The sequence below is a fragment of the Mesorhizobium sp. RSR380A genome (genome assembly GCF_054719385.1).
The window spans coordinates 3,349,123-3,365,237 of record NZ_JBTTIB010000001.1 but is presented as its reverse complement, the minus strand read 5'-3'; the positions used below and the strand labels follow the sequence as shown (position 1 = coordinate 3,365,237).

Annotated in this window: 11 protein-coding genes; 9 read left to right on the top strand and 2 right to left on the bottom strand. The window is 63.6% G+C overall.

What is annotated here, in order from left to right; genetic code table 11:
- The first annotated feature begins 42 nt into the window (after positions 1 to 42).
- From ACYG9Z_RS16345 to ACYG9Z_RS16310, 8 genes are all read left to right on the top strand, one after another.
- A complete protein-coding gene (locus ACYG9Z_RS16345) occupies positions 43 to 3,513 on the top strand; it encodes an indolepyruvate ferredoxin oxidoreductase family protein (RefSeq protein WP_023752466.1) in 3,471 nt (1,156 codons plus the stop codon).
- Positions 3,514 to 3,625: 112 nt separating this feature from the next.
- The gene (locus ACYG9Z_RS16340; protein WP_031205657.1) at positions 3,626 to 5,968 is read left to right on the top strand and encodes an EAL domain-containing protein; all 2,343 of its coding nucleotides are present in this window, start codon (positions 3,626 to 3,628) and stop codon (positions 5,966 to 5,968) included.
- Positions 5,969 to 6,135: 167 nt separating this feature from the next.
- The gene (locus tag ACYG9Z_RS16335) at positions 6,136 to 6,903 is read left to right on the top strand and encodes an N-acyl amino acid synthase FeeM domain-containing protein (protein WP_023671342.1); all 768 of its coding nucleotides are present in this window, start codon (positions 6,136 to 6,138) and stop codon (positions 6,901 to 6,903) included.
- A 104-nt stretch (positions 6,904 to 7,007) separates the two neighbouring features.
- Positions 7,008 to 7,157, top strand: coding sequence for a DUF3096 domain-containing protein (locus ACYG9Z_RS16330; protein WP_023671341.1), 150 nt, complete (start codon positions 7,008 to 7,010; stop codon positions 7,155 to 7,157).
- A gap of 166 nt (positions 7,158 to 7,323) precedes the next feature.
- Positions 7,324 to 7,548, top strand: a complete 225-nt coding sequence (locus ACYG9Z_RS16325) for an aa3-type cytochrome c oxidase subunit IV (protein ID WP_023671340.1) — start codon at positions 7,324 to 7,326, stop codon at positions 7,546 to 7,548.
- Between the two features lie 101 nt (positions 7,549 to 7,649).
- The gene (locus tag ACYG9Z_RS16320; protein WP_023671339.1) at positions 7,650 to 8,927 is read left to right on the top strand and encodes a Re/Si-specific NAD(P)(+) transhydrogenase subunit alpha; all 1,278 of its coding nucleotides are present in this window, start codon (positions 7,650 to 7,652) and stop codon (positions 8,925 to 8,927) included.
- Positions 8,927 to 9,352 (top strand): proton-translocating transhydrogenase family protein, encoded by a 426-nt coding sequence (locus tag ACYG9Z_RS16315; protein WP_032885960.1) that lies wholly within the window; start codon positions 8,927 to 8,929, stop codon positions 9,350 to 9,352. Before ACYG9Z_RS16320 ends, ACYG9Z_RS16315 begins: the two co-directional genes overlap by 1 nt.
- Positions 9,353 to 9,358: 6 nt before the next feature.
- The gene (locus tag ACYG9Z_RS16310) at positions 9,359 to 10,756 is read left to right on the top strand and encodes an NAD(P)(+) transhydrogenase (Re/Si-specific) subunit beta (RefSeq protein WP_023671337.1); all 1,398 of its coding nucleotides are present in this window, start codon (positions 9,359 to 9,361) and stop codon (positions 10,754 to 10,756) included.
- Positions 10,757 to 10,847: 91 nt separating this feature from the next.
- On the opposite strand, the gene ACYG9Z_RS16305 is transcribed toward ACYG9Z_RS16310, so the two are convergent.
- A complete protein-coding gene (locus ACYG9Z_RS16305; protein WP_023752467.1) occupies positions 10,848 to 11,765 on the bottom strand; it encodes a membrane protein in 918 nt (305 codons plus the stop codon).
- A gap of 331 nt (positions 11,766 to 12,096) precedes the next feature.
- On the opposite strand from ACYG9Z_RS16305, the gene ACYG9Z_RS16300 reads away from it, so the two are divergent.
- Complete coding sequence (locus ACYG9Z_RS16300) at positions 12,097 to 13,545, top strand: hypothetical protein (protein ID WP_031244158.1); 1,449 nt, start codon at positions 12,097 to 12,099, stop codon at positions 13,543 to 13,545.
- Between the two features lie 36 nt (positions 13,546 to 13,581).
- Here the strand turns inward: ACYG9Z_RS16300 and gyrB are convergent, their stop codons facing one another.
- Positions 13,582 to 16,053, bottom strand: coding sequence for a DNA topoisomerase (ATP-hydrolyzing) subunit B (gyrB, locus tag ACYG9Z_RS16295; protein WP_023752469.1), 2,472 nt, complete (start codon positions 16,051 to 16,053; stop codon positions 13,582 to 13,584).
- Positions 16,054 to 16,115 lie beyond the last annotated feature (62 nt).

The window sequence follows — 16,115 nt, the reverse complement described above, 5'->3', positions numbered from 1 at the left end:
GCTGCGCGCCCCCCGGTGCTGCCTCCGCCGAGGAAATGCCTGATGACGCTGCACGACGTCGCGCTCGACGACAAGTTCGATCTCGGTAAGGAGCGCATCTTCCTGTCCGGCGCACAGGCGGTCATCCGCATGCTTTTGATGCAGCGCGAGCGCGACCGCCGGGCCGGCCTCAACACGGCCGGCTTCGTGTCCGGTTATCGCGGCTCGCCGCTCGGCGGCCTCGATATGCAGCTGTGGCGGGCGAAAAAGCAGCTGGCGCAGGCCGACATCGTTTTCCAGCCCGGCCTCAACGAGGAGCTTGCCGCCACCGCCTGCTGGGGCTCTCAGCAGACGGAATTGCTGGGCGAAGGCAAGCATGACGGGGTATTTTCGGTCTGGTACGGCAAGGGTCCGGGCGTCGACCGCTCCGGCGACGTTTTCCGCCACGCCAACCTCGCGGGATCGTCGAAGTATGGCGGCGTGCTTGCGCTGATGGGCGACGACCATATGGCCGAATCATCGACCAATGCGCACGCCACCGAATTCCTGTTCGTCGACACCATGGTGCCGATCCTCAACCCGGCCGGCGTTCAGGAGATCATCGACTACGGCCTCTACGGCTTTGCCATGTCGCGCTTCGCCGGCACCTGGGCGGCTATCAAATGCGTCAAGGACAACATCGAATCCACGGCCTCCGTCGATGCCGCGCTCGAGCGCCTGAACATCGTCGTGCCGGAGTTCGATATGCCGCCCGGCGGCCTCAACATCCGCGATGAGATCGACATGCTCGGCCAGGAGGAGCGGCTGCATGAATACAAGCGCGCCGCTGCATCCGCCTTCATCCATGCCAACGGCCTGAACCGCATCGTCTATTCGGGCGGCCGCGCGCCGAAGCTCGGTATCATCACGCTCGGCAAGAGCTATCTCGATGTCCGCCAGGCGCTGGAAGACATCGGCATCGACGAGGCCGCCGCCGGCCGCATCGGCATCCGCCTGTTCAAGGTCGGTTGCCCATGGCCGCTCGACCTGCAGCATATCGCCGAATTCGCCCGCGGCCTCGACACCATCGTCGTCGTCGAGGAGAAGCGCTCGCTGATCGAGGTGCAACTGCGCGAAAACCTCTACGGCACCGCCACCCAGCCGATGATCGTCGGCAAGAAGGACGAGCGCGGCGACTGGCTGTTCCCGGCCAAGGGCGCGCTCGACCCCAACGAGATCGCCATTGCGCTGGGCGAGCGCATCCTGCGCACAATCGGCCCTTCGGAAGAGATCACTGCCAAGGTGGCAAAGCTGCGCCAGTTCCAGGCGATGCTTGCCGACACCAGCGATATCGGTTCGCGCACGCCGTTCTTCTGCTCCGGCTGCCCGCACAATTCCTCGACCAAGGTGCCGGTCGGCTCGATCGCCGCCGCCGGTATCGGCTGCCATTTCATGGCGCTGTGGATGGACCGCAACACGGTCGGCTTCACCGCCATGGGCGGCGAGGGCGCACAATGGGTCGGCCAGGCGCCATTCTCCAAGCGCGGCCACATTTTCCAGAATCTCGGCGACGGGACCTACAATCACTCCGGCACGCTGGCGATCCGCTTCGCGCTGTCGACCGATGCCAACATCACCTACAAGATCCTCTACAACGACGCCGTCGCCATGACCGGCGGCCAGCCGCATGAGGGCGGCCTGACTGTCGACATGATCGCCAGGCAGGTGCGCGCCGAAGGCGTCGAGCGCATCGCCATCGTCACCGACGAGCCGGAGAAATATGCGGGGAAGGCCGAATTCCCCTCCGGCGCCACCATCCACCACCGCGACGACCTCGACCTCGTCCAGCGCGAGCTGCGCGACGTCAAGGGCGTCTCGGTGCTGCTCTACGACCAGACCTGCGCCGCCGAAAAGCGCCGCCGCCGCAAGCGCGGCACCTTCCCGGATCCCGACAAGCGGGTCTTCATCAACGAACTGGTCTGCGAGGGCTGCGGCGATTGCGGCCTGCAATCGAACTGCGTCTCGATCCAGCCGGTCGAGACCGAGTTCGGCCGCAAGCGCAGAATAGACCAGTCGAGCTGCAACAAGGATTTCTCCTGCGTCAACGGCTTCTGCCCGTCCTTCGTCACCGTGCACGGCGCCAAGATCAGGAAGGCCGAAGGCATTGCCGGCCGCTCCGACCCGCTTGACGGCGTGCCGGTGCCGGCCGAATTCCCGCTCGGTAGCGAGGGTTGGGCGGCGATCATCGACGGCGTCGGCGGCACCGGCGTCGTCACCATAGGTGCTGTGCTCGGCATGGCCGCCCATCTCGAGGACAAGGGCTGCGGCATGATCGACATGGCCGGCCTCGCCCAGAAGGGCGGCTCGGTGTTCACCCATGTCCGCATCGCCCGCACCCCGGACGACATCCACGCGATCCGCGTTTCGGCCGGCAAGGCGGACCTGGTGCTCGGCTGCGACCTCGTCGTCTCGGGCGCCAAGAAGGTGCTTGGCGCGGTACGCGAAGGCCATACCATCTTCCTCGCCAACACCGCCGAGATCATGCCTGGCGAGTTCGCCCGTTCGGCCGATTTCTCGCTGCCGATCGAGCGCCTGAAGAAGGCGATCCGTGCTGCCGCCGGCGAAGACAAGACCCATTTCTTCGACGCCACGCGCACCGCCACCCAATTGTTCGGCAATTCGCTCGGCGCCAACATGTTCATGCTCGGCTTCGCTTTCCAGCATGGCGGGCTGCCGCTGTCCGCGCAAGCCGTTGAAAGAGCGATTGAATTGAATGGCGAGGCGGTGGCGATGAACATCGCCGCCTTCCGCTGGGGCCGGCGCGCCGCGCATCAGCCGGAGTTTGTGCGCGGCCTCATCGCGCAACCGAGCAAGGCCACTGAGATCGCCGAGACGCTGGACGATATCATCGCCCGCCGCGTCGCTTTCCTCTCTGCCTATCAGAATGCCGCCTATGGCAGGCGCTATGTCGAGCGGCTGGCGGTCCTGCGTGCCGCCGAGGCAAAGGCCGTGCCCGGCTCGACCGCGGTGACCGAGGCAGCCGCCAAAAATCTGTTCAAGCTGATGGCGATCAAGGACGAATATGAGGTGGCGCGGCTCTACACTGACGGCTCCTTCGCTATGGAGCTGTCAAAACAGTTCCAGAGCTACGAAAAGCTCGAATTTCATCTGGCGCCGCCGATCATGGGCAGGCGCGGCAATGACGGCAAGCCGAGGAAATCGAGCTTCGGCCCGTGGATGATGAAGGGTTTTCGCCTGCTGGCGGCGCTGAAAAGCCTGCGCGGCACGGCCTTCGACGTGTTCGGCTACAGCGCCGAGCGGCGCATGGAGCGGCAGCTTCTGGCCCGCTATGAGGCCGATCTGGAGCTTGTCGCCAAAGCACTTGCGCCAGGCAGGATCGAGGCCGCCATCGCCCTTGTCTCGGTGCCGGCGCTCATTCGCGGCTACGGCCATGTCAGGCAAGCCAGCGCCGAAAAGGCAGAGGGCGAGCGCACAAGGCTTGTCGAGCGGCTGGCCAACACGCCGGCGCGGCCTGAACTTCAGGCCGCCGAGTGATCGATACGCCTTGTTTACCTGAACACGAATTTTCGCGGTTTACGCCGATGGAGCCGACTTGACGCCAGGCGTCGGAACGGCATCTCTAAACCTTTCTTAAGGCGAATGTGACATGACTGCGGTTCGTGCGACACCGCAGGCCATGCAAGAAAACAAAGCCGCAGAGATAGGTGAGGACGTCTATGCTGGGTTCGTGCGATCGTTGTTCAACGATCCCGGGATCCTGCTGATTGGCGCATTTTGCCATGGCCTCATCGGCATTCTGGTTTATTTTACCTCGGGGCATCCGGCCTATCTTGCATTGGCCGCGCTTATGCTTGCGGCGGGGCTTTACCGTTACTACGGCATCCGCAAAGGCCTGCGCATAGGCAGTTTCGAAACTTATGAACAAGCCAAGAAGTGGGAACGCTACTACCTGGTTGGCGGCACCATCCAGGCTTTCTTCATGGGGCTTTTCTGCTTCACCTCAATCTATCTCATTCCCGATGTCTTCGGGGAAAGCGCCGCCATCGCCGTCATAATGGGCTCGACGGTGACCATTGTCGGCCGCAATTACGGCTCCAAGACCATGGTTGCGGTGCAGGCCTTCACGGTCGTGCTGCCGATCGCGGTCGGGCTGATGCTCAAGGGACATCTCGGCGATTTCATCCTCGGCCTCTACATCGTGCCGTTCATCTTCATCATCACCCGGATGGCCAGCCACGTCCGCACCGTGCTGTTCAACGCCATTTCGGAGCGCAAGACGGCCGCCAGGCTCGCCGAGCGCTTCAACCGCGCGCTCAACACCATGTCGCATGGCCTGGTCATGCTCGGCCCCGACGGCAAGGTCGTGGTCGGCAATGCCGAAGCCGCGCATCTGATGTCGCTGCGCTCGCCTGACCAACTGCTCGGGCGGTCGATCCATTCGCTGCTCCTGCGCGGCGTCGCCGGAGGCATGCTGGCGCCGAAAGACTGTCGTTATGTCGAAGCGCAGCTGACGCGCGCCTTGCGCGAGGGCCGCGACCGCAAGGTGCTGGTCTCCTTCTCCAATGGCCAGCACTATGAGTTCTCGGCCCGCGAAGGCAATCAGGATCTCGGTGTCATCACCTTCGAGGACGTCACCGCCCGCGTCGAGGCTGAGGAAAAAATCCGCTTCATGGCGCGCTATGACAGCCTTACCGGCCTGCCGAACCGCGCGTATTTCCATGAGCTGGTCGGTGAAGCCATGGCGTCGGGCAGCCGCGACCGCCTGTGCGCCCTGGCGGTGCTCGATCTCGACGATTTCAAGAGCGTCAACGACACCCTCGGCCATCCGGTCGGCGACGGACTTATCTATGCCGTTGCCGAGCGGCTGGCGGCCGTCGCCGGGCAAGGCGTCAATGTCAGCCGTTTCGGCGGCGACGAGTTCATGATCTTCTTCGACCGCGTCGAGGATGAAAGCCATCTGACGGGCCTGCTCGACCAGATCTTTGCCGATCTGCAGGGCGAGGTCGACGTCGCAGGCCACGGTCTGCGCATCCAGGCAAGCGCGGGCGCCGTGCTGTCCAGGGTCGACGACACCGATGTCGACGCCATGATCGTCAAGGCCGATCTGGCGCTCTACAAGGCCAAGGAACTCGGCAAGAACAACTGGCGGCTGTTCGAGGCAGCGATGGATGCGGCGTTCCGCAACCGCCAGCTGATGAAGGCCGACCTGCGCACGGCGGTCGAAGGCAAGGCGCTGCGGGTGGTCTATCAGCCGATCGTGGCGATGAACACCATGCGCATCGCCAGCTGCGAGGCCCTGTGCCGCTGGGATCATCCCGATCTCGGGCCGGTTTCGCCCAGCATCTTCATTCCGCTGGCCGAAGAAATGGGCATCATCTCCGAGATCAGCACTTTTGTGCTCGCGGCTGCCTGCGCCGAATGCGCCAAATGGCCGGGCCAGACCAGCGTCTCGGTCAACCTTTCGGCCAAGGATTTCCGCAACCGCGACGTTGTCCAGAAGGTTCGCGACGCGCTTGCCACTTCGGGGCTCGCCGCCGGCCGCCTCGAGATCGAAGTCACCGAAACCGCGCTGCTCGACGACAAATCGCTAACGCGCCAGTATATCGAGGAACTGAAGCAGCTTGGCGTGCGCATTGCGCTCGACGATTTCGGCACCGGCTATTCAAGCCTGAGCTACCTCCACAAGCTGCCGCTCGACAAGATCAAGATCGACCGTTCGTTCCTGATGGACGTGACCCAGAACAAGCGTTCGCTCGACTTGTTGAAGGGCATCGTCGACCTGACCCGCGTGCTCGGGCTGACCGTCACCATCGAAGGTGTGGAAACCTTCGAACAGCTGAAGATCCTGGTGCATTCGGTCAAGCCGGACCTCGTCCAGGGCTTCCTGTTTGGCGCAGCACTTAGTGCCTCGGGCATAGAGACCATGTCCAACGTGACCTGGCCTTTCGCCGCCGAGCTGCGGCCGGCGGCAAAACTCGCCACGCCCTGACCCGTCATTAAATTGCGCTTGAAAAGCCCGTCTAAAAAGCGTTGTATTGTCTAGACGTTAACTGATTGTTAAGGTTAATGATCGGTAAACACAGACGATTAGAGTTTCATCTTCTTGTTCCTTCGGTCGTCCGGTATTGTTCTCCTGCGGCGGTACGAGGGGAAGTAATGGACACGCATCAGTCAGGTGTGCTTTCGGGTGCGGCAGTCAAATCTGGCCCGCCTTCCCTGTTCGCCCGCAACGTCCTCGACGTCCTCGAGCGTGTCGAATACCGGCGCTGCGAAAGCGGCGAGGATCTCGAAGCGGTCTACCGGCTGCGCTACAAGGCCTTTCATACACACGGCCTGCTTGACACCATTACCGAACAGAAGCTCGTCGATCACCTTGACGAAGTGCGCAATTGCTACTGTTTCGGCGTCTTCATGGATGGCGAGCTGGTCAGCACCGTCAGGCTCCACCATTTGACCCGTGAGACCCCCGAAGCGCCGATCATGACCGTTTTCGGCGACCGGCTGCTGCTGCGGCTGGCGCGCGGTGAAACCTTCATCGACCCGAGCCGGTTGGCGATCGATCCGCAAATGTCGTCGGCCAACCGCGCCCTGCCCTATGTCACGCTGCGGCTCGCGGTTATCGCCAACACCTTCTTCAACGCCACCAGCTGCATTTCGATGATCCGCGAGGAGCACACGGCCTTCTACCATCGCATCTTCGGATCGGTGCAGGTCGGCGAGCCGCGCCTCTACCCGCCCTTCACCATGCCGATCTTCTTCTATGAATCGATCTGCGAGCAGAACATGGCCCCGACGCTGGAGCGCTTTCCCTTCTTCCAGTCGACGGCGCTGGAGCGGCGTATGCTGTTTGCCAAGGCGCCGGCCGGCGAGCTCGCGCCGCTGACCATCCTGCCCACCGCTAAATATTTTCGCGAAGCAGCGTAATGTCGGCAAAGCCGGCGCACTTTAGCGCCCGGTGCGAGGAGCTTTCCGGCCGCTTCGGCGTTCTGGACGTCACGACCCCGACGCGGCCATAGAAAGGAACCGACATGCATATTCCCGAGCTAGCACTGACCCCGCTGATCTCGCTGATTGCCGGCGTGCTGATCCTGGTGATGCCGCGGCTGCTCAACTACATCGTCGCGCTCTATCTGATCGTCATTGGGCTGCTCGGGCTGTTTCCGCATCTAGCCGGTTGAAACGCAAAACCCTCAACGTTCGACGTTAGGCCGGCGACAAGAGCCCATACCGCCGGCTTTCAACATTCTTTGAGGCTGTTGTCGCTGGTCGTGCGGCAATAGCGCCATTGCTCTTGGTCCAGCTTTTCGCTATGTGCCTCAAAGATGTCTTCGAAGGGGTATTCCTATGGCTGATCACACGCCGACCGGTCCTGTCGAACTGGGCGCGAAGATGGACTATGCCGAACATGACCGCACCTATCATGGCTTTCTGGCGCTGGCCAAATACGGCTCGCTGTTCTGCGGCGCCCTGCTCCTGGCCATGGCTTTCGGCTTCTTCGCAGGCGGCTTCTTCTCCGCGACCATCCTGTTCGTGCTGATCCTCGCCCTCGGCGCCTTCATTCTCCGATAGTCTCTTCAGACCCTTGCCAAGGGCGTAGCCGGACATCCGGCCGCACTCTTTCGCAAAGCCGCACTCTTGCGCAAACAGGTTCCAGCCGAAAGGATCATGCGGTGGGACAGACGGTTTTCATCCCTCGCGAGCTCGATGCCAGCGAGCCTCGTGTCGCGGCCTCGCCCGATACCGTGAAGCGGCTGGCGGCGCTGGGCTTCGACGTCACCGTCGAGACGGGCGCCGGCACCAGGTCGCGCATTCCCGATGAGGAGTTCGCCAAGGCGGGTGCCGCGATCGGCAAGGCTTCGGATGCGAGACGGGCGGATGTGGTGCTGAAGGTGCGCCGGCCGACCGACGCCGAGCTGAAGGGCTACAAATCGGGTGCGGCGGTCATCGCCATCATGGATCCCTACGGCAATGATGCCGCGGTCGCGGCGCTTGCCGAGGCTGGGGTCACCGCCTTCTCGATGGAATTCATGCCGCGCATCACCCGCGCCCAGTCGATGGATGTGCTGTCGTCGCAGGCCAATCTCGCCGGCTACCAGGCCGTGATTGACGGCGCATCGGAGTATGACCGCGCGCTGCCGATGATGATGACTGCGGCCGGCACCGTGCCGGCGGCGAAGATCTTCATCATGGGCGTCGGCGTTGCCGGCCTGCAGGCGATCGCCACGGCGCGCCGTCTCGGCGCTGTCGTCACCGCCACGGACGTTCGTCCCGCCGCCAAGGAACAGGTGGCGTCGCTTGGCGCAAAGTTCCTCGCCGTCGAGGACGAGGAGTTCAAGGCGGCCGAGACCGCCGGCGGCTACGCCAAGGAAATGTCGAAGGAGTACCAGGCCAAGCAGGCAGCGCTCACCGCTGAGCACATCGCCAAGCAGGACATCGTCATCACCACGGCGCTGATCCCCGGCCGGCCGGCGCCGAAGCTGGTGTCGGCGGCGATGGTCGCCTCGATGAAGCCGGGTTCGGTGATCGTCGACCTCGCCGTCGAGCGCGGCGGCAATGTCGAAGGCGCGGTTGCGGGTCAGGTGGTGACGACGGCCAACAACGTTAAGATCGTCGGCCACCTCAACGTGCCCGGCCGCGTCGCCGCATCGGCCTCGCTGCTCTACGCCAGGAACCTGTTCGCCTTCCTCGAGACGCTGGTCGACAAGACCAGCAAGACGCTCGCCATCAACCGCGAAGACGATCTGGTTAAGGCGACGATGCTGACCGACGCTGGCCGCGTGGTGCATCCGGCCTTCGCCAAGGCGGCGGAACAGCCCCATATCGAACCGGCGGCCATTCCGGCCGAGACCATGGTGGCTGATGCCACGCCGAAGAAGGCTGCACCGAAAAAGGCGTCCGACAAAGCCACTGCCGGCAAGTCCGCCGCCAAGCCGAAGGGGATCGCGTGATGGATCAGACCTTGCAGAAAGCCCTCGATCAGCTCGACCAGGCAAGTGCCGCCGTCCGGCTGGCTGTGCAGAACCTGGCCAACGCGCCCGGTGGCGCCGATGCGGCGGGCGATGCCGCGCACGCACTGTCCGGCGGCGCCATCGATCCCTTCGTCTTCCGCTTCGCCATCTTCGTACTTGCGATATTCGTCGGATACTACGTCGTCTGGTCGGTGACGCCGGCGCTGCACACGCCGCTGATGGCGGTCACCAACGCCATCTCCTCGGTCATCGTCGTCGGCGCGCTGCTGGCCGTCGGCATCTCGGCCTCCGGCATTGCCACCGGCTTCGGCTTCGTCGCGCTGATGCTGGTCTCGGTCAACATCTTTGGCGGCTTCCTGGTCACCCAGCGCATGCTGGCCATGTACAAGAAGAAGGACCGGTAGAGAGCCATGAACGCCAACTTCGCGTCCTTCCTCTACCTGGTCTCCGGCGTCCTGTTCATCATGGCGCTGCGCGGCCTGTCGCATCCGACCACCAGCCGCCAAGGCAATCTCTACGGCATGATCGGCATGGGCATTGCCATTGCCACCACGCTGGCGCTGGCGACTCCGTCCGCCGGGCGCTTCGGCCTGATCGTGCTTGGTCTGGCCATCGGCGGCGGCGTCGGCGCCGTTACAGCGCGCCGCATCGCCATGACTTCGATGCCGCAGCTGGTCGCCGCCTTCCACTCGCTGGTCGGCCTTGCCGCCGTCATGGTAGCGGCAGCCGCCATCTACGCGCCGGAAAGTTTCGGCATCGGCACCAATGGCGACATCCACGCCCAGGCGCTGATCGAGATGAGCCTTGGCGTTGCCATCGGCGCCATCACTTTCACCGGCTCCGTCATCGCCTTCCTCAAGCTCGATGGCCGCATGTCGGGCAAGCCGATCATGATCGGCGGCCGTCACATCATCAACGCGGTCCTCGGCATCGCGCTGATCGTGCTGATCGTGCTTCTGGTCACCACCGAGGCCAAGCTGGTGTTCTGGCTGATCGTCGCGGCGTCACTGGCGCTCGGCGTCCTCTTGATCATCCCGATCGGCGGCGCCGACATGCCGGTCGTCGTCTCGATGCTGAATTCCTATTCCGGCTGGGCCGCCGCGGCACTCGGCTTCACGCTTGGCAATCTGGCGCTGATCATCACCGGCGCGCTGGTCGGCTCGTCCGGCGCCATCCTGTCCTACATCATGTGCAAGGGCATGAACCGGTCGTTCATCTCGGTCATCCTCGGCGGCTTCGGCGGCGAGACCGCGGCGGTTGCCGATGACGGCATCGAACGCACGGTCAAGCAGGGCTCGGCCGACGACGCCGCCTATCTGATGATGAACGCACAGAAGGTCATCATCGTGCCGGGCTACGGCATGGCGGTCGCCCAGGCCCAGCACGCGCTGCGCGAAATGGCCGATAAGCTCAAGGCCAATGGCGTCGACGTCAAATACGCCATCCACCCCGTGGCCGGCCGCATGCCCGGCCACATGAACGTGCTGCTCGCCGAAGCCAATGTTCCCTATGACGAAGTGTTCGAACTGGAAGACATCAACTCCGAGTTCGCGCAGGCCGATGTTGCCTATGTCATCGGCGCCAACGATGTCACCAATCCGTCCGCCCGCGACGACAAGTCGTCGCCGATCTACGGTATGCCGATCCTCGACGTCGACAAGGCCCGCACCTGTCTCTTCGTCAAGCGCTCGCTCGGCTCGGGCTACGCCGGCATCGACAACACGCTGTTCTACAAGGACGGCACCATGATGCTGCTCGGCGACGCCAAGAAGATGACCGAGGAAATCGTCAAGGCCATGGATCACTGATCCCGCCGCAACCTTCCAGTGGAAGGTTGTCGGTCCATCATCGGAAACAAAAAAGCCCGGTTCGACCGGGCTTTTCGATGTTGAAGACCGGTTAGCGGCTGGTCAGGAAAACCGCTTCCTCGTCGTCGCGCTGCCTGCCGCCCAGTGCTGCCGCAGCGCTGGCGATGAAGGCGCCGACTACCAGCGACAGGGCGCCAAGCAGGGCGAAGGTGGCGCTGCCTTTCCGCGCGGCGTCGGCGGCCTGCTTGGCCTTGACCTTGGCGTCCTCGACCCTGGCCACCAAGGCGTCGACACGCGCCTTGGCGTCAGCCTCGGAAAGCCCGGTGCGGGCGGCGACCAGCTGCGACAGATAGGTCTTGTCGTCAGCCGAAATTTCGCCTGCCGCCGCACTGGCGATGAGGATGCGCGAAGCCTGCCCGGCCGCAGCCGCATCGCTGTCCGGATTGGCCGCCGCGAGCCTGGCGGCATCAGCCGGACGGAACAGCGTATCCACAAGATAGGACGTTGCATTGTCGGCCGGTGCGCTGCCGGCATTGGCGGACGCGCCGGCCGAAGCACCCATGGCGGCGCCTGAGGCAACAGTAGAAGCCGCCTGCACGCCTGAACCAAGCACTGCCGACAGCGCCGACCCGAGAATGCCGACGACCAGCAATGTCGCCAGCGCCCAGGCGAGGAGGCCGTGCGCGGTGTCACGGAAATAGACCTCGTCGGTGTGGATGCCGACCCATTTGGTGCGCAGGCGTCCGGCAAGATAGCCACCGACCCCGGAGGACAGCCATTGCACGATGATGAGCCAGATGGCGCCGGACACCGCGAAGGTGGTCAGCGAGGCACTGGCGCCGGACCACGGCGAGACCATGGTCAGCCCCAGCCCCGAACCGAGCAGCATGAGGATGAAGGTCAGCGTCGAGGCCGCGAAGGCGCCGGCGATGATCGGACCCCAGCTGACGGCCGGGGCGGAGGATTCTGTTGAGGCGGATACGTCGACAGCCGATACGGTGGACTGCATCGACGCCTCCTACCGTACGAACAGCATGATGAGAATGATGATCGGGATCGGAATACCGAGCAACCAGAGCAAAATACCGCGTCCCATAAAGAGCCTCCCTGCGAGAAATTGATCGATGTCGTCACAATGTTCCTGAGCGATTTCCGTTCCGAAGGGCAATGAAATGATTTGCTTGCCGGGAACGGAACTATTTTCCGCGTGGCCCGAGGCACGACTGCGAAACTGTGGATTGGTTCACGGAGTTCCACATGGGCTGCCGTGTATTGTTGGCTCGGTGAGCCGGGGGTAGCATGAGCGATCCCGCCGTCGGATGTCGTCAACGGAGACGCTGATGCCCAAGACTGTCGCATCGCTGGCTTACAAAAAGGCGCAGCCCGGCCAGGCGGTGGTGATCGTGCACGGCATGGGCGAGCAGCGGCCGATGGGTACGCTGAGGGGATTCGTCCAGGCGGTCTGGGGCAGCGATCCCACCCGTGCTCCACCCTACGCCCAGATTCCCGATCCGGACGTTTCCGGCGCCACGATGAACCAGAGCTGGATCACGCCCGACAGCCGGACCAAGTCACACGAGCTGCGCCGCATCACCACGCCCTACGACGTCGATGGCCGCCGTACCGATTTCTACGAGCTTTATTGGGCCGACATCACGCAAGGCACGACGCGCGGCCGGCTGGCCGCCTGGGTGACGAACCTGTTGTGGCGCAAGCCCGCCGACATTCCGCCCGACGCCCGCAAGCTTTACGTCGCCACACTTCTGATCGTTACCGTCATTCTGGGCGCAGCACTCGTGCTGGCAACATCGGTCTGGCAACAGGCCGTTACCTTGACGACCGGCCTGATGATCACCACCCTCGCTTCTTTTGTCATCTGGGCGGTGGATCAGTTCGCCCTGCCCTATTTCGGTGACGTCGCCGCTTATGTGCGCGCCGAGGCGGCGACGATCGAGAAGCGTGCGCTGATCCGCGACAGAGGCCTGACGTTGCTCAAGACGCTGATGAAGGACGATGCTTACGACCGCATCGTGCTGGTCTCGCACAGCCTTGGGTCGATCATCGCCTATGATTTGCTGCAGATCCTGTGGGCCGAGTTCCGGCCGCGAAGGCTGGAAGCAGTCCGCGACAAGGCCAAACTGGCGGCGGTCGACGCCATCGACAAGGCAACGCTCGGCTCAGATGGGTCAGCGTGGCCAAAGAACCTTGAAGACCTCGCCGGGTTCCGGCGCGGCCAATGGGCGCTCTACCAGCAGCTTCGGACCAAGGACGCCGACCACCCGCTGCCCTGGAAGATCAGCGATTTCGTCACGCTTGGCAGTCCGCTCTCCCACAGCGAATTCCTGGTGACCTACAATCTCGCGGAATTCAGGCGTGGCCTTGCCGAGCGCCTGTTCTCGGCCTGCCCGCCGATTGCCGATGACGGGCGCGCCGGCGGCACCGTGCTTTACCAGGAAGGACACAGCCAAGCAGGCAAGGCGCAGCGCGCGGTGCATCATGGCGCGGTGTTTGCGGCAACGCGCTGGACGAACGTCTACGACCGCGGCAATGGCTGGGCGACAGGCGATCCGATTTCCGGTCCGATGACGGAAAACTTCGGCCCCAGTGTGGAGAACATCCAGATCGAGCTTCGCAGCTCACTTGGCCGTATCTTCACGCACACGCTTTATTGGTCATCGACGGCAAACGGCGTTGAAATCGCCCCGCCGGTGGGCACCGCGCCGCGCTCGCATCTGCAAGTGCTCCGCGACGCGGTGGACCTCGGGCGAAAGCTGGAGCCAAAGGCCTGACCCGGAGTGGAGCTCCGGCGGCAAGGCCCCCAGCCCTCAAATGTCCAGATTGGCCACCGACAGCGCGTTGTCCTGGATGAATTCGCGCCGCGGCTCGACCTCGTCGCCCATCAGCCGCGAAAACAGCGAATCCGCATCGGTGGCGTCATTGACCTTGACCTGCAGCAGCGAACGCACATTCGGGTCGAGCGTGGTTTCCCAGAGCTGTTCGGCATTCATCTCGCCGAGACCCTTGTAGCGCTGCATGGTCAGGCCCTTGCGGCCGGTCGCAAACACCGCGTTGAGCAGCGCCAGCGGCCCCGAAATGGTTTCGGAGACATCCTTGCGGCGCAGCACCGGCGGCTCGCCATAGACTTCCATGAGGCGCGGGGCATAGCGGTCGAGCTGGCGTGCGTCGGCTGAATTTATCAGCCCGGCATCGAGCTGCGCGAATTCCTTGACGCTGCGCACCGTGCGCTCGAACACGTAGCCGCCGACGCCCTCATTGGAGGTCGACAGCCGGCCGGTCCAGCCGCGCTCGGTGTCCTCGGCGATGATGTCGAGGCGCCGGGCGACGCGTTCGGCCATGGCATTGGCGCGGCCGAGGTCGTTTAGCACATCGGCGTTGAGCGCGCCGGCGATCGCCGCCTGTTCGACCACGCCCCTGTTGTAGCGCGTGTGCAGCCCGTTGATGAGCTGGCGCACGGCCAGTGCATCGTCGATCGAGCCGCGCAGATCCTGTCCGGCCCGCGCCTCGCCGGAGGCAAGCGTCAGTGACGCCTCTTCCAGCCCGGAGCCGATCAGGAATTCCTCGAAGGCGCTCTCGTCCTTGATGTATTGCGAGCTTTTTCCGCGCGTCACTTTGTAGAGCGGCGGCTGGGCGATGTAGAGATGGCCGCGCTCGATCAGCTCCGGCATCTGGCGGAAGAAGAAGGTGAGCAGCAAGGTCCTGATATGGGCGCCGTCGACGTCGGCGTCGGTCATCAGGATGATCTTGTGGTAGCGCAATTTGTCGGCGTTGAACTCGTCCTTGCCGATCGAGGTGCCGAGCGCGGTGATCAGCGTGCCGATCATCTCGGAGCCGAGCATGCGGTCGAAGCGGGCGCGCTCGACATTGAGGATCTTGCCGCGCAACGGCAGGATCGCCTGGTTCTGGCGCGAACGGCCGCCCTTGGCCGAGCCGCCGGCGGAATCACCCTCAACGATGAAGATTTCGGATTTCGCCGGGTCGCGCTCCTGGCAGTCGGCGAGCTTGCCAGGCAGCGAGGTGACGCCGAGCGAGCTTTTGCGGGTGATGTCGCGGGCCTTGCGCGCGGCTTCGCGCGCCGCGGCCGCCTGGATCACCTTGTCGATAACCACCTTGCCCTCGCTGGGGTGTTCTTCCAGCCAGGTGCCAAGCGCCTCGTTGACCAGGCCTTCGACCACCGGGCGGACTTCCGACGAGACCAGCTTGTCCTTGGTCTGCGAAGAGAATTTCGGGTCGGGAACCTTGACCGACAGCACCGCCGTCAGGCCTTCGCGGCAGTCGTCGCCGATCAGCGCCACCTTTTCCTTCTTAGTCAGGCCCGACGATTCGCCATAGCCGGTGATCTGGCGCGTCAGCGCGCCACGGAAGCCGGCCAGATGGGTGCCGCCATCGCGCTGCGGGATGTTGTTGGTGAAGGCCAGCACGTTCTCGTGGTAGCTGTCGTTCCACCACATCGCCACTTCGACGGTGATGCCGTCGCGCTCGGCCTTGATGGCGATCGGCTTGTCGATCAGCGGTTTCTTGACCCGGTCGAGATATTTGACGAACTCTTCCAGGCCGCCATCATAGTGCAACTCGTGGCGCACGAGATCGGCATGGCGGGCATCGGTCAAAATGATGCGCACGCCGGAATTCAGGAAGGCGAGCTCGCGCAGCCGGTGCTCCAGCGTGCCGAAGTCGAACTCGACCATGGTGAAGGTTTCGGACGACGGAAAGAAGGTGATCTCGGAACCGCTGCGGCCCTCATAGGTGCCGGGCTGCTTGTTCTGCTCATAGCTGCCGGTCGCCTTGAGCGGCGCATCGGCATTGCCATGCGTGAAGCTCATCTCGAAAATCTGGCCGTTGCGGCGGATTTTCAGCTTCAGCCAGGCCGACAACGCGTTGACCACCGAGACGCCGACGCCGTGCAGGCCGCCAGACACCTTGTAGGAATTCTGGTCGAATTTGCCGCCGGCATGCAGCTGCGTCATGATCACTTCGGCCGCCGAAATGCCTTCGCCAGTGTGAATATCGGTCGGAATCCCGCGGCCATTGTCGATAACGGTGACCGAACCGTCGGGATTGAGCGTCACCGTGACCAGATCGGCATGGCCGGCCAGCGCCTCGTCGATGGCGTTGTCGACCACCTCATAGACCATGTGATGCAGGCCCGAGCCGTCGTCGGTGTCGCCGATATACATGCCCGGCCGCTTGCGGACAGCGTCCAACCCCTTCAAAACCTTGATGGAATCGGCGCCGTATTCGGCCTCAGCGCCGTTGGCGTTGTCGCTTTGATCGCTCATGAAAACCTGTCTGATTGATGCCGCATGCTCAGCGCGAAAAAATGGCTTCGAATCACGCCGCT

Coding starts and splice junctions, on each gene's coding strand:
- ACYG9Z_RS16335 (WP_023671342.1), top strand. CDS start 6,136: ATGGACACGCATCAGTCAGGTGTGCTTTCGGGTGCGGCAGTCAAATCT.
- ACYG9Z_RS16310 (WP_023671337.1), top strand. CDS start 9,359: ATGAACGCCAACTTCGCGTCCTTCCTCTACCTGGTCTCCGGCGTCCTG.
- ACYG9Z_RS16330 (WP_023671341.1), top strand. CDS start 7,008: ATGCATATTCCCGAGCTAGCACTGACCCCGCTGATCTCGCTGATTGCC.
- ACYG9Z_RS16305 (WP_023752467.1), bottom strand. CDS start 11,765: ATGCAGTCCACCGTATCGGCTGTCGACGTATCCGCCTCAACAGAATCC.
- ACYG9Z_RS16300 (WP_031244158.1), top strand. CDS start 12,097: ATGCCCAAGACTGTCGCATCGCTGGCTTACAAAAAGGCGCAGCCCGGC.
- ACYG9Z_RS16325 (WP_023671340.1), top strand. CDS start 7,324: ATGGCTGATCACACGCCGACCGGTCCTGTCGAACTGGGCGCGAAGATG.
- ACYG9Z_RS16315 (WP_032885960.1), top strand. CDS start 8,927: ATGGATCAGACCTTGCAGAAAGCCCTCGATCAGCTCGACCAGGCAAGT.
- ACYG9Z_RS16345 (WP_023752466.1), top strand. CDS start 43: ATGACGCTGCACGACGTCGCGCTCGACGACAAGTTCGATCTCGGTAAG.
- ACYG9Z_RS16340 (WP_031205657.1), top strand. CDS start 3,626: ATGACTGCGGTTCGTGCGACACCGCAGGCCATGCAAGAAAACAAAGCC.
- gyrB (WP_023752469.1), bottom strand. CDS start 16,053: ATGAGCGATCAAAGCGACAACGCCAACGGCGCTGAGGCCGAATACGGC.